A 13,577-nucleotide genomic window follows, 5' to 3' on the forward strand; every position below is an offset into this window, starting at 1 on the left:
GATTGTCCATGGTGTCTGACGCATGAGTGCCTCGAATCTGGCTGGTCTCATCTTCCAGCTCACCCGGCGTGAAGTCAGTGGCCGCTACAAGGGCTCAGTGCTCGGCTTGTTCTGGTCCTTCGTCAATCCGCTGTTGATGCTCAGCGTATACACGTTGTTCTTCTCGGTGATCCTGAAAGTTCGCTGGGGCGATCAGCCACAGCGTCAGGCGGATTTTGCGATCCTGTTGTTCGTCGGCCTGATCCTCCATGGATTCATCGCCGAATGCATCAACCGCGCGCCGGGATTGATCACGGGAAACGTCAACTACGTCAAGAAGGTCGTGTTCCCGATCGGCATTCTGCCGATCGTTTCCTGTTCATCGGCGCTGTTCCATTGGTTCATCAGTCTGAGCGTTCTGGCGCTTGCACTGGTGTTCGTCGGGAACGGTGTTCCGGTCACTTTTCCGTTGATTCTGGTAGTGATGGTCCCCCTGGTGCTGTATGCGCTGGGCATCAGCTGGATACTGGCGTCTGTGGGCGTTTACCTGAGGGACGTCAACCAGGTGGTGGGTGTTTTCTCGCAGATCCTGCTGTTCATTTCGCCAGTGTTCTTCCCGGTCACCAAGATTCCCGAGTACATCCGCCCGCTCTTCCTGGCCAATCCGCTTACGACGATCATCGAGCAGGCCCGTGCGGTCGCGGTGTTCGGTCAGCTGCCGGACTGGTGGCAGCTGGCGGGGCAGTTTGCTGCCGCGTCTGTGGTCTGCCTGCTGGGAATGGTCTGGTTCCGTCGCACCAAGTGTGGATTCGCTGATGTCCTTTAAGAAGGAGCTTGCACGATGAGTCGCCTGAAGCAATGGCTTCTTCGCCAGCGTTTCTTCTATGTGCTTATGGGGCTGAAGTACTACCTCGGCAACAATGTCGTTGCCCGCTTTCCGATCGAATGTGTTCGCCGGTTCTATCTGACCCGCGTGCTCAAGGTGGCGATCGGCAAGGACACGCACGTCAGCATGCGCTGGTTCGTCACCGGTTATCCGGTGCGCGCGCACGTCAGCATCGGTGACAACTGCGTGATCAACCGGGAGGTGTATCTGGATGGCCGGGTAGGCGTGGTTGTTGGAAACAACGTCAATGTTTCCTTCCAGACCTGCATCCTCAGCCTGCACCATGACCACAACGCACCGACCTTTCCCGCGATTGGCGGCGTGGTCACCATCCAGGACCATGCCTGGATCGGTGCCCGCGCCACCTTGTTGCCGGGCGTGACCATCGGCGAAGGTGCCGTGGTTGCGGCGGGTGCGGTCGTGGCACGCGACGTGGCACCGTATGAGGTGGTGGGTGGCGTACCCGCCCGAAAGATCGGTGAACGCAACCGGGATATCCAGTACCTCACCAGGTTCTCACCGTATTTTGATTCGGATATCTTCGATGAAACCGCAGGTTAAGAAACAAGTCCTCGTGTTCATGCTGGCGCCTTCGCTGCCGGCGGTGACGGGGGGCGACATCTATGCGGTGAACGCAGTTCTGCCGTTCGCCGAGGAGATCGACTACCACCTGTTCTGCTACGTCGGCGGCGACGCCGACCGACGCAAAGTCGAGCAGCATCGCGCGCTCTACGACAAAGTGTTCCGGTCGGTCCATCTCGAGCCTCGTCCGAAGATGCCGTTCGAGCTGCCCAAGGTGCAGCGAGCCCTGTCGATGGCGCGGCAGGCACTGCAGGGTCTGCCTTTCATCGATGCCAGCTACTACAGCCGCAGCGCCGTTGCGGCTGCACGTCGCATCGTCCGGGAACAGGGCATCGATGCGATCGAGGTCAACTCGACCCATCTGGCGTTCTTCCGTCGATTCTTGCCACAGGTGCCGGGCATCCTGCTGAGCCACAACATCGAAGCTGACATTTTTCCGTTCTGGATGCCGGCAGGCCTGACCGGATGGAAGCTGCGTTTCATGGAATGGGTTGCCAGCCGAAGCCGGCGAGCCGCGAAGGCTGTCGAGATCGACAATGCCTTCGGGTTCTCGGCGATGACCTTCATCTCTCGCCATGACATGTCGCGGGTTACCGACAAGGTCCCGCGCTACCTCATGCCGCTGCACTTTCCGTTGGGTACCACGCGTTTTGAAGACAAGCCGGATGATGTCTTCCACGTACTGTGGATGGGAGGCTTTGGCTGGTACCCGAATGCGGAGGCGGTGACCTGGTTTGCCGAGAAGATCCATCCGCTGCTGGCAGGCCAGTTGCAGGAGCGGAAGATTGTTCTGCACTTCTGCGGCGGCAATCCTCCGGAGGCGCTGCAGGCATTGCATGACGGCCGCAACGTTCTCGTGCATGGCTTCGTCGACGACCTGCAATCGCTGCTGGACAAAGCGCATCTGCTGATGGTGCCACTGCTGTCCGGCGGCGGCATCCGCGTCAAGATCGTCGAGGCGATGTCTGCCGGCATCCCGGTACTCAGCACCAGCAAGGGGTGCGAGGGCATCGGCGCGACCGACGGCGTGGACATCCTGGTGCGTGATGACGCAGAAGGGTTTGCCCGTACATTGCTGGAATGCGCGCAGGACCGAGCGCGACTGGCAGCTCTGTCGACGGCAGGGCAGGATCTCATGGCGCGCGAGTATTCACAGCAGGCAAGCCTGGACGCCAAGCGAGCCGCCTATCGGCATGCGGGGGTGATGTGATGCAGGCAGCAGATACGCCGTTGACGGCTGCGCCGGTGGTTTCGGTACGTGGTGTCGGCAAGGTCTTCCGCATTTTCGACCGTCCGGCGCAGCGCCTGTTGCAGCCGGCAGCAAACCGGCTCCGGCGCCTGGTGGGCATGCAGCCGCAGCCGGCGCGCGTGTTCCATGCGTTGGACGACATCAACTTCGACATCGCGCCGGGCGAAACTGTTGGAATCATCGGCCGCAATGGCAGCGGCAAGTCGACGCTGCTGCAGATCCTGGTCGGTACGTTGCAGGCCAATACCGGCAGCGTGACCGTCAACGGGCGGGTATCGGCGCTGCTGGAACTGGGCGCTGGTTTCAACCCGGAATTCAGCGGGCGCGACAACGTCTACCTGGCAGGTGCCATCATCGGCCTGGGTTCGGCGGACATGACCCGCCTCATGCCTGAAATTGAAAAATTCGCCGATATCGGTGAATTCATCGACCAGCCTGTCAAGACCTACTCTTCGGGCATGTTCGTACGGCTCGCGTTCGCCGTGGCGATCCACGTGTCACCCGATATCCTGGTTGTGGATGAAGCGTTGGCAGTGGGCGACACCGCCTTCCAGACCAAGTGCCTTACCCGCATTCGCAAGATGCAGTCTGAAGGCGTCAGCATCATCCTGGTTACCCACTCCACCAATACCCTGCTGGAATACTGCGACCGGGGCATCTACCTGCGTCGCGGACGGGTCGTGCTGGACGGACCGTGCCGCGAGGTTGTCAAGAAGTATGCCGACGACCTGGTGGACGAAGAAGGCGGAGCCGTGATCTATGCGGACGAGGCCCTTGCCAGCTTGCAGGACGATGGCCTGCCTGCAGACGCTGCGGCATTGCCGGCAAGCGAAATCACCGGCGTGGAGATTCTCGACCTGCAGGGGCAGCCAAGGACGACGTTCGGCCATGGCGAACAAGTACTGGTGAAGGTCGCCATCCATGTACGCCGGCGTATCGAGCAGCCCTGCTATGGAATTCAGTTGAAGAGCGTGGATGACATCGCCCTGTGGGCTGGCACCACCCAGAACATGAGCCTTTCGCCGCTGCCGACGGAACCGGGCGATTATGTTTTCGACTGGCAGTTGACGTTGAATGTCACCGGCAACCGCTATGTGCTGGCACTGGGCATCGGTGACCTCGACACGGGCGAGTACCACCGTCACTCACGCGTGCCCTACGCGGGCCATGTGGATGTATTGCCTCAGCCCCATTCCGGTCATGGCTGGCTTGCTCCCGCCCCTCGCTTCACCGCACCAGTGAGAACTGCATGATGACGCACTCCAAGCCAGTATTCAGGGCCCTGGTCGTGGGTTTCTATGGGGCACCCAACGTGGGCGACGAGGTGCTGCTGGACCTGCTGGTCCGTCGCATCCGCGAACTGGGCGGCGAGCCGGTGGTTGCCAGCATCGATCCCTCGTTGACCCGCCGCATGCATGGTGTGGATGCCGTGCAGTTTGCCAATGTCGGGGACATCGCTCGTGCATTGATGCATTGCGACGTACTGGTGATGGGGGGCGGCGGCATCTTCCAGGACCATCATCCCTTCAACCTCGATGCGGTGTACCTCCCTTATGCGAACGACATTTCCGGCTATGCACGGCCGATGCTGCTCGCGCGGCAACTGGGAGTGCCGACAATCGTATGGGGGCAGGGGGTTGGGCCGCTGAGTTCAGAGGGCGCACGCACCCTGGTGCGCGAGTTGTTCCAGCATGCGGCCGCCGTATCCGTGCGGGATGAATCATCCAAGGCACTGCTGCGCCAGATCGGCGTGGATCGGGATATCCTCGTTGCCGCCGATCCGGGATGGTTGTTCCGCCGCTATCACCCATTGCCGGCGCAACAGGCTGCGCATGATGCAGGCCAGCCGCAGAGCAAGGTACTGGCGGTGGTGGTGCGTGAATGGGACAAGGGGCAGTGGAAAACGTCCCTGGTGGAGGCGTTGCGCACTGCAGTTCCTGCAGGATGGCGGATCCAATGGGTGGCGTTCCAGGCCCATACCGAAGGCAGTGGCGCGACGTCCGACCTGCCCTTGATCGAATCGCTGCGCCAGCAGCTACCCGGGCGCAGCAATGATGAACTGATCGCACCGGCAACAACGGATGCGACCTGGCAGACAATCGCCAGCGCTGACGCGGTGCTGTCCATGCGCCTGCATGCCAGTATCCTTGCCCTGCTGGCGGGCAAGCCCACCGCAGGCCTTGAGTACGACGACAAGCTGTCGCATGCCCATGCGATGGCTGGAATGCCGTCGATTCTGAGGCTGTCGACCGACGATGGCCCGGAGCGCTTCGTGCAGGCGATCGAATCGCTGGTCACCGAAGCCTGGCGGCCGGATCCGCAGGTGGTGGACAGCCTGGAAGTGTCCGCCAGCGCGCACCTGCAGCTGCTCGACGGCTGCTCCTCCCTGCCGCCGGTGCCCCTTCGCTTCGACGCAACCTCCACAGACTGGTTGTCACTGTGGTTGCAACAGGCACTGGTCGAGCTTGAACAGACCCGGCAGCAGAGCCAACGCGCCCACGATCTACTGCTGTTCCGGGACCATCAGCTTGCCGAGCAGACGACGCAGAACACAAACCTGACGCAGCAACTTGTCGAGAAGCAAAAGAAGATGAATGAAGACATGGTCCGCCTGGATGCGGCTCAAGGCCAGCTGCAGGAGAATGCGCAGGCATTGCAGCAGATCAGGCAGGAAAGTGCGCAGGCACTGGAGCAAATCAAGGAGGAAAGTGCGCAGGCACTGCAGCAGGTCAAGGAGGAAAGTGCGCAGATGCTGCAGCAGATCCAGCAGCAGTTGGCAGGCAAGCAGGCCTATATTGATGACAAGGAGGTCTACATTGCGATCCTGTTGCAGCAAATCGAACAGGTGCAGGCCGAGCTGGCGCGCAGCCGTCAGGAGACCGCAGATGCGCTGAATCTCTGGCGTCGCCTGCGTAGGTTCCTGCAGTTGCTTCGCCGCGACCTGGTGCGCCTGCTGGCCGCCCCCTTCAAGTTGGCTTCGGTCTGGAGGCGGCACGGGTTGAAGGTCGCACTGCAACAGATCCCGCGACGCATGAAGACGCTGGGTGTTCCTCAGACCGCTGCCACGCAACAGATGGCGGAACCGCCACCGCCGATGGTGCGACCGGTTCGCCGCGAACGCCTGCTGGTGATCGCCAACACGTTGACCACCGACGGCTGGCCCAACCGGGCGATGCACTTCGCGAAGGCGGGCGATCGTGCCGGCTTCTTCGTGCGCATCACCGCGGTGGATGGAAGTGCCTGGCCGGACGACGGCAGCGGCCTGCCGGCGCGTCTCGCTGTCGATGCGCACGCCTGGCTGCAGGAAGTGCGCGCCGAGGGTACTCGCGTTCTGCTTGCCGATGCATCGCCGGAGGCGCTGGGCCTGGCCCGGTCGGCACGTGAACGCGGTGCCGAAGTGATCGTCGACCTCGCTGCACTCGGTGCGGATTCTCTCTCCGCGGAACTGCGCGTCCTTACTGATCGCGTTGTCACCGGACACCCGGAGCATAAGGTCGATGGCCTGCCGTCGCGCTTCCTGGGCGCGGCTGGAGACAATGAAATCTTCGACTCCTACCGCAGTCATGGGCTGCCGCAGGCGTATGAGGACGGGCGACAACATGTCCTGTTCGTTGTCTTCGGCGGAGACGGCGACGCCTGGCTTGATGCCGCGCTGAAGGCGTCCCCCGATCTCGTTTTCCATGTCACGGGAATGAACGTGGATGGCCGCGACAGCCGCCAGGTACGTGCCCTCGATTGGTCGTGGCAGCCGCAGCAGATGGCTCCGCTGATCGCCGGCGCGCATGCGGTTGTCATCGTCGGCGGGGCCGAGGACCGCACGCGCCTTGCCGACCTGTCAATGGCGGCGCTGCTGCTGGAGAAGCCGGTGTTTGTCGATGCGCTGCCGTCATTCGCACCGTCGCCCAACTTGCATCGGGTGGATGCCGTGCAGCTTTCCGCACAGCTGGCCGGCGCCACTGCATCGGAAGACTACGCATTCATCGCCCGCCACGCCTGGCTGGGCCATGTCGAGCAGTTGATGCAACCGGAGTATCCGGTGTCGGTAAGCGTGGTTGTGCTGATCCACAACAACCGCCGCATCATTGAGCGCTGCGTGAGCACGTTGCTGGAGCACGCCGGGGAATGGCTGCAGGAAATCGTGGTTGTCGATAACCAGTCCAGCGATGGCGGCGCCGAACTGGTTGAATCGCTGTACGCAGGGCATGCCAAGGTGAAGCTTGTGCGCAACAGTGAGAATGGATGCTCCTCGGGTCGCAACCTGGGCGTCAAGCATTCCACCGGCCGTTATATTGCGTTCTTCGACTCCGACCAGTGGTTGACCTCTCCGTCCTGCTTCAGTGAAGCCGTGAACATCCTGGCGGCCAACCCCGGTGTCGGCACCATCGGCTGGAATGCAGGATGGTTCGACGCCACGCGTGATGACCTGGGTGGACCCATCTCCGACTACCTTCCCAATCGCGGCATGAACAACGAGGCCCGCATCAAGGGATACCGCGATGACGTGGGTTTCCTGGGGACCAGCTGCATGTTCATTGCCCGTGACCTGTTCGAGCGTCTGGAAGGCTTCGATGTGTTCTACGACCCTACGTGCTTCGAAGACACGGACATCTGCTTCCAGGTGAAGAAGGCTGGTTATTCGGTGGCGTTCCGTGACCTGGCCGGTGTCCGTCACCAGCCGCACCAGACTACCGGTGCCAGCGAGGGCAGCGAGCGCTACAAGCGGCTGTTCAACCGCAACGCAGCCTACTTCCGCGACAAGTGGAAGGGGTATCCGGAGTTCTTCGTGGACCTCAAGTCCTGGCATTGAGCGAGGCAGAGACGGCAATGGGGTGGGGCAAGGTCAAGCGACGGCTGCTGGAAGCCATGCTGATGTTCGGCCCTGGGTTGTACAGTCGCTGGTCGATGTCACGGTCCACAGGAACACCCGCGGAGGTTCCGTCGACGGAACGCCCGCGGGTGCTCCTCGTGGACCATGATTTTCCCGAGATTGACCGTGATGCGGGATCGCGCGCGATCTCATGCTTCGCTGACCTGTTGGTCGATGCCGGCATGGAGGTCGTCTTCTGGTCGGCAACGATTGAGCCCTCCGCAGCTGGGAGAGCCGCCCTTGAAGGGAGAGGCATCACCCCATTGAGTCGACGGGAAACGGGGGCACTGGACGGATGGTTGGCGACGTTCGGAGGAAGTTTCATCGGGTCGGTGTCAAGCCGCCCACTGATCGCGGCCATGTATCTACCGGTCCTGCGCGCGGCGATTGCCGGTACTCATCTCTATTACGGGCACGACATCCACTATCTGCGGTTGCAGTTGATGCGTGCTACGTCCAAGGCCACCCTTGCCGATCATTGGCAGTGTCTGTTGATGAGAGTGGTGGAACAGCGAGCGTGGAGAAATGCCGACGTAGTTCTGTATCCCTCTAAAGATGAGGCTGAAACAGTGAACCGTCACCTTGCTGATCGCGGCTTGGCCGGGAACGGCGAGATGTTCCCGCTGTGGACCGTGGATGCAGGATCCATGCAGCACACGCCCGGCCCGGGCAAAAGATCGGGATTGCTGTTCGTTGGCAGCATGGCGCATGCACCAAACGCAGATGGTCTGGACTGGTTTCTGCACAAGGTGCTGCCCTTGCTTCAGCGGGGGGGACAGGCGCCGGTCCTCACCGTGGTGGGCTCCGGTATGGAGAACTACCGTGTGCCCCAGCATGCCTCTGACACGGTGCGTATTCTCGGTCGCATCGATGATGCTGCATTGGAGCGCTGTTACGCGTCTACGCGCCTGGTCATCGCGCCGTTGCGTTTCGGCGGCGGGGTCAAGGGGAAGGTGATCGAGGCAATAGGGCAGGGTGTTCCAATCATCTTGACCGGTGCGGCCGCGCAGGGCCTGGCTGGAGTCGAGGATATACTGCCGACTACCGATGACCCGTCGAAGTTTGCTGCTGCCATCCAGGCGCTGGATCAAGACGACCAGGCTTGGTCAGCCGCGTCTACCAAGGCGCGCCTGTTCCTGGCGGAACACTATGACCATCGTCAATTCGTGCAAAGGCTCAGGCACCTGCTGCTGCATTCCTGATCGGGAGTGAAGTCCTGTGATGCACGAGACTGTCCATGGGGCAATGTGCCCTATCGCTCGCTGGATCGGCTGCAGGTAGCCGCGCGGGCCTGCCCAACCATGCCGTTGGCTCACAAAGGATTGGCTTGGCCATCATCCAGTCGAGTAGCATTCCGCACGGGATACGACGTCTTCAGGGCAGTCAAAGAGCCGATTGGGCCCGTTCACCGCCATCGGTACCTCGGCCTGGATGATGCTAGGCCGGTCAAATTCAGTTGGGCGAATCTGGAGTTAGGGGAAGATATGGATTGGAGTAACTTGGCTGGGCGGGCGCGGTCGCAGCTGCACTCGATGTGCACTGATGCCCCGAGCCATGGCGGATTCAAGATGGTGGCTGCGCTTCTGTCCATGCTGCTCGTGGCATCCGCTTATAGCCAACTATCGAATCTGCATGTGTTCGGTCACGATGAAGTTCACTACAACCACTATTTCCAGCTGAAGCTGTTGCAGGATGGCCGGTGGCTGAACTACATCTTCAAGGATGTGCTTGTCAGTATTGACGCGTCGGCTTGGTTCGCCGCGTATATCGCCGCACATCTTTTGCTGGTCTATCGCATTGCGCGCCGCGCAGGCCTGTCGGTTGCACTGGCACTGATCATTTCGGCCGTCGTTTCGATCTCTCCGCCAGTCGTGGAACAAAGCATGTGGCCGGCCACTGCGTTCTCGGCAGTTGCAGTCCTGATCCTGGCCGAGGTGGTCACGCGGCGAGTGGCGATAGCACCGGTTGCGGTCTATGCGGCGCTCGGGATCCTTCTGTTCGGGACGATGCAGAGCTACTACTTCCTGGTCCCGCTCCTGTTCATCGGCGAATTCGCGTCCGAACAGCGGAGTGCTCGAGATCGATGGAGGTTGTGGTTGCAACACACGCTCAGCTGGGTGGGAGGGGCGGTACTCGGCGCTTTGGTCATGTCGATGATGCTGCTGCTGCTGGCAGGGCATTTCGGTCCGCAGGTGGATGACTGGCGATCGCCACATCCGGCCAAGGATCTTCCCTCTTTATGGCAGAACGTAAGCTACGTCATTGGATCATTCGGGAAGTGTGTAGCTTCCATTGGCAAGGCCTCGAACCTGGATGGTTGGTTGCTGTTGGCAACCGTGCTGCTGCTCGTTCCATTCGCCGTTCGCCGGAAGGGTTCAGTCCAGATCCTGTTGACGCTCGCAATGGTCGCTGCGGCGTTCCACGCATTCTCGATTCCGTTGGCACCAGTAATTACCACGCGCAGCCTGATCGCGCTGGTACTTGGACTGGCGCTGTTTTTCGGCCTTCTTGGAGGTGGGAATCGTATCTCACGGGCGGTCGTATTCCTCCTCCTGCTGGCGGGCGGTATTGGATTCCAAGCACAGGCCCGTACGTTCCTCCAGACCCAGGTGGAAACGACCTCCTTCCTGTTTGAGAAGATCCACACGCTATTGCCATTGCCGGCAGACCGGTATTCAGTACTGGCGGTTTCCGGCCGCATGCCGGGTGGCAAAGAGCCAGCTGCCACTTTCAACAACGAATACTTGATGAATTCGGTGGTGGTGGCTACCGGGGTCAGGAGTTTTGTTGATTGCCGGACGCACGAGGCAGAAGTGTGCGCGATGGCGGTGGAAGGTGACGCCGTGAATGAAACCGGGCTGGGTGAAGGGCGACTGAGGCTCTTCCAGGATGCAAAGGGTGGCGCGGTCATCGTCTATAGCGATGACTGATCAGGCGCCGCCAGTGCGTCCGGCCCGACGTAGATCGCAGCGGCTCCCGTGCAAGGAGGTCATCGCCATTTCCTTGCTGGGGCAGCATCGTGGTGGTTTGCCGCGCTGATCTCTATCCCGCCTCGCCGGACTTTTCTCCGGCGAGGCCAGTGATACGGAGGCGACCCCATCCAGGTCCCTCCATGCAGATCATTCAGATCTGCTTCCGGTAATGTGCGTACGCTGCAACGAGCATGTCCTCGTCATTGCGTGTGGGATGCCAATCCAGAACTTCCTGCGTAGGTGCAATGTCGACCACGTAGTTGATGTCGGCGATCTGATACTGCTCCCGATGCAGCAGCGGTTTGCCCAGCTTTTCCAGAAGCGACAGGGTCATCTTCAACGGCTTGGCGGGTACCGGCACTACAATCGAGCGCGAGCCGATGCGCTTGATCGTATTGCGCAGCAACTGGCGAACTGGTGGTGCATCGCCCGATCCCAAGCTCAGTGCGACGGCGGGGAATCCCTTCTCGACCGCAGCAAGAATTGCGCTGACGACATCCTCCACGGCGATCATCTGGTAGCGGTTCCGACCGCTGCCGATGGTTGGCACGGGAAGGCCAAGGTCCATCAGCCGGAACAGCTTGATCAGGATGCCAAAGCGTCCGGGGCCCACAATCATGCGTGGACGCAGGACGGTAATCAGGTAGCCCTCGGTTCGTGCTTGTTCGCACAGTTGTTCCGACGCCGCTTTGCTGCGTCCATACGGCCCCAACGGGTTGCGTCGGTGCGTTGGAGGTACAGGCAGCGATTCCGGCAGCCCGTACACCATGTCCGTGCTGGTATAGATCAAGCGTGGCTGGCGCAGTTTACGCATCCACTTCAGTACATTGGCTGTACCGGTAACGTTGACCTCGGCGAACCAGGCGTCCTGCTCTTTTGCCGGCACGGCGTTATGGAATTGCCTTGCCGCAAGATGGTGGACGACATCACCTTCATCCAATGGCACGCGCGACAGCGCCGCAGTATCCAGAATATCCAGCTGGTGATGGACGACCCTGCCGGAGAATTCTGCAGGCAGAGGCAGCAGGTCAACGGTCTGAACCTGCTGGCCCTGTGCAAGGAGGGTCCGGACGAGATGCGATCCGGTGAAGCCTGAGCCACCAATGACAATATGCTTGGTCACGGCTCAGCCCCCACGCGCGACGAGAACGACGCCAGCACAGATCAGCGCGATTCCAGCCAGCTTCATTACGCTGACCGGTTCACGGAAGAACAGATATGCAGCACCAACGACAATCACGTATCCCACGCTCAGGAAGGGATAAGCGAAACTCACCTGGACCTTGGAGAGGACGTACATCCAAAGCACGATGCTGATCGCATAGCACGACAGTCCGCTGAAGACCCACGGATTGAGGACAACGCGGATGGCGCCCTGTGCGAGCTCAAGCACGCCCTGGTTGGTCACCAGCGAAACATTCGGCATGCCTTTGCGAAGGAAAAGCTGCGCACTCGCATTGAGGGCTACGGAGAACAGAATGAGTGGGATGAATTTGAGATACATGCGATCAACTTTGGAATGATGAGGAGGCATTACCAGTGGCGTGTCGCCGCCATTACGATGATCAGCCCGGCGAGGCCGACGCCCTGGCTGACGCGGTCGCGCGCTGCGAACACGATGGGGTCATCATGCATGTCGCCCCGGTGGGCGACAAACCAGGCACGGCTGATCCAGTACAGCAGCACAGGACAGAGCAGCCAGAGCACTTGGGGCGTGGCGTACAGTCTGAGGCTGTCAGGGCTGTTGATGTAGAGGGCGAAGACCAGAACGCCGATGTAGCCCGCAGCTGTCCCGAATGACTGCACCAGCGGCAGATCGGCCACGGAGTATCCGCGACCGGAGGCTTTCTGCTTTCCCTGCGTTGCAGCCGCGGTTAGTTCGGTATAGCGCTTGAGAAGGGCAAGGCTGAGGAAAATGAACATCGAGAACGCGAGCAGCCAGAATGACCGTGGCGAATCGATTGCAAAAGCGCCGCCGATGATCCGCACGGTGTAAAGCGCCGCCAACACCACGACATCGATCATCACGATGCGCTTGAGCGTGAACGAATAGGCCAGGGTCGTGATGAAGTAGATCAGCAGGACCAGTGCAAACGCAGGACTTGTCCACAGCGCCAGAGCGAAACCGGCCAGTGTCAACAAGGGGGTGGCGACCAGGCCATGAAACAGGGGCAAGGTCCCGGCCGCGAATGGTCGCTTCCGCTTCCGTGGATGCTGCCGGTCTGGCGCCAGATCCAGCAGGTCGTTCAGCAGGTAAACGCCGGATGCGCACAGGCCGAAGGCAAGGAAGGCGAGCGCCGCGTTTACTACGGCTTCTGGTTCGAACAGACGGTGCGCGGTAAGCAGTGGAACCAGTACCAGAAGGTTCTTCAGCCACTGGTACAGCCGCAGGGCCTTGATCCAGGTGCGGAGCCCTCCGGGCTGTCCAGGCAGGTGGTCGATCAACCGGGTTTGCGCGCGGGCCTGGTTTGCCAGCGATCCGGTGGCGTTGACGACGACAGCACCTGCGGCGTGCTTCCAGACCGGCAGGTCAACGCGGTGGTTGCCGAGATAGTCGAACCCCCGTTCCCCATAGCGCTCGACGAGGGCTTCAGCCTTGGCGTGCCCGGCCAGATTGCGGGCCCCATCGCTGGCGATGACCTCGTCAAAAACGCCGAGATGATCGGCGATCGGCTGGACCAACAGCCGGTCCGAGGCGGTGCACAGGACACGCGGACGCTGCGGTGTCGCGCGCAGCATGGCCACGACACGCTCATCGTATGGCAGGGTTTCAACCTGCAAGGCCACCCGGGAAGCGAGCTGGCGCTTAACATAGGCCTTGCCGCGCAGCAGCCAGAACGGTACCAGCAAAGCAAACAGCGGGTTGCGCGCCAGCAGGGCCAGCAGTGATTCGTACAGCAGGTCGCTACGCAGCAGCGTCCCGTCCAGATCGACGCACAGGGCTGCTCCCGGCGTCAACTCACCGGATCCAGCCGGTACATCATTGTGATGCGACATATGCCGCAGTTCCCCTCATCCAATAGTGCGGGGAGTATACGAGGG

Annotated in this window: 10 protein-coding genes; 7 read left to right on the top strand and 3 right to left on the bottom strand. The window is 61.1% G+C overall.

All coding sequences use genetic code 11. From position 1 onward, the window contains the following. Window positions 1-22: 22 nt before the first annotated feature. The 7 genes from AC5P5W_RS11545 (at window position 23) to AC5P5W_RS11575 (ending at window position 10,493) form a co-directional block, all read left to right on the top strand. Entirely contained in the window at window positions 23-805 is a 783-nt protein-coding gene (locus tag AC5P5W_RS11545; RefSeq protein WP_053494789.1) for an ABC transporter permease, read from the top strand. Between the two features lie 15 nt (window positions 806-820). Further along, complete coding sequence (locus AC5P5W_RS11550; RefSeq protein WP_069118025.1) at window positions 821-1,426, top strand: acyltransferase; 606 nt, start codon at window positions 821-823, stop codon at window positions 1,424-1,426. Next, window positions 1,410-2,657 (top strand): glycosyltransferase, encoded by a 1,248-nt coding sequence (locus AC5P5W_RS11555; RefSeq protein ID WP_197574379.1) that lies wholly within the window; start codon window positions 1,410-1,412, stop codon window positions 2,655-2,657. Before AC5P5W_RS11550 ends, AC5P5W_RS11555 begins: the two co-directional genes overlap by 17 nt. After that, window positions 2,657-3,949, top strand: coding sequence for an ABC transporter ATP-binding protein (locus AC5P5W_RS11560; protein ID WP_053494792.1), 1,293 nt, complete (start codon window positions 2,657-2,659; stop codon window positions 3,947-3,949). Before AC5P5W_RS11555 ends, AC5P5W_RS11560 begins: the two co-directional genes overlap by 1 nt. Continuing rightward, on the top strand, window positions 3,946-7,503 hold the full coding sequence (locus AC5P5W_RS11565) for a polysaccharide pyruvyl transferase family protein (RefSeq protein WP_495221147.1): 3,558 nt from the start codon (window positions 3,946-3,948) through the stop codon (window positions 7,501-7,503). The genes AC5P5W_RS11560 and AC5P5W_RS11565 overlap by 4 nt, the downstream gene beginning before the upstream one ends. Then, window positions 7,500-8,765, top strand: coding sequence for a glycosyltransferase (locus AC5P5W_RS11570; RefSeq protein ID WP_197574381.1), 1,266 nt, complete (start codon window positions 7,500-7,502; stop codon window positions 8,763-8,765). The genes AC5P5W_RS11565 and AC5P5W_RS11570 overlap by 4 nt, the downstream gene beginning before the upstream one ends. Window positions 8,766-9,131: 366 nt before the next feature. Beyond that, window positions 9,132-10,493, top strand: a complete 1,362-nt coding sequence (locus AC5P5W_RS11575; RefSeq protein ID WP_164110884.1) for a glucosyltransferase domain-containing protein — start codon at window positions 9,132-9,134, stop codon at window positions 10,491-10,493. 193 nt (window positions 10,494-10,686) lie between these two features. Here the strand turns inward: AC5P5W_RS11575 and AC5P5W_RS11580 are convergent, their stop codons facing one another. Genes AC5P5W_RS11580 through AC5P5W_RS11590 form a run of 3 tightly spaced genes read right to left on the bottom strand, consistent with a single transcriptional unit; the run spans window position 10,687 to window position 13,475 of the window. Then, window positions 10,687-11,658 carry an NAD-dependent epimerase/dehydratase family protein gene (locus AC5P5W_RS11580; protein ID WP_069118022.1) on the bottom strand — a complete coding sequence of 324 codons (972 nt, stop codon included), beginning with the start codon at window positions 11,656-11,658 and terminating at the stop codon, window positions 10,687-10,689. A 3-nt stretch (window positions 11,659-11,661) separates the two neighbouring features. Then, complete coding sequence (locus tag AC5P5W_RS11585; RefSeq protein ID WP_053494798.1) at window positions 11,662-12,039, bottom strand: SMR family transporter; 378 nt, start codon at window positions 12,037-12,039, stop codon at window positions 11,662-11,664. Between the two features lie 29 nt (window positions 12,040-12,068). Beyond that, entirely contained in the window at window positions 12,069-13,475 is a 1,407-nt protein-coding gene (locus AC5P5W_RS11590) for a UbiA family prenyltransferase (protein ID WP_053494813.1), read from the bottom strand. Between the last annotated feature and the right edge of the window lie 102 nt (window positions 13,476-13,577).

It is taken from the genome of Stenotrophomonas sp. YJH_SMC_123 (assembly GCF_059368215.1).

Coding starts and splice junctions, on each gene's coding strand:
- AC5P5W_RS11545 (WP_053494789.1), top strand. CDS start 23: ATGAGTGCCTCGAATCTGGCTGGTCTCATCTTCCAGCTCACCCGGCGT.
- AC5P5W_RS11550 (WP_069118025.1), top strand. CDS start 821: ATGAGTCGCCTGAAGCAATGGCTTCTTCGCCAGCGTTTCTTCTATGTG.
- AC5P5W_RS11555 (WP_197574379.1), top strand. CDS start 1,410: ATGAAACCGCAGGTTAAGAAACAAGTCCTCGTGTTCATGCTGGCGCCT.
- AC5P5W_RS11560 (WP_053494792.1), top strand. CDS start 2,657: ATGCAGGCAGCAGATACGCCGTTGACGGCTGCGCCGGTGGTTTCGGTA.
- AC5P5W_RS11565 (WP_495221147.1), top strand. CDS start 3,946: ATGATGACGCACTCCAAGCCAGTATTCAGGGCCCTGGTCGTGGGTTTC.
- AC5P5W_RS11575 (WP_164110884.1), top strand. CDS start 9,132: ATGGTGGCTGCGCTTCTGTCCATGCTGCTCGTGGCATCCGCTTATAGC.
- AC5P5W_RS11585 (WP_053494798.1), bottom strand. CDS start 12,039: ATGTATCTCAAATTCATCCCACTCATTCTGTTCTCCGTAGCCCTCAAT.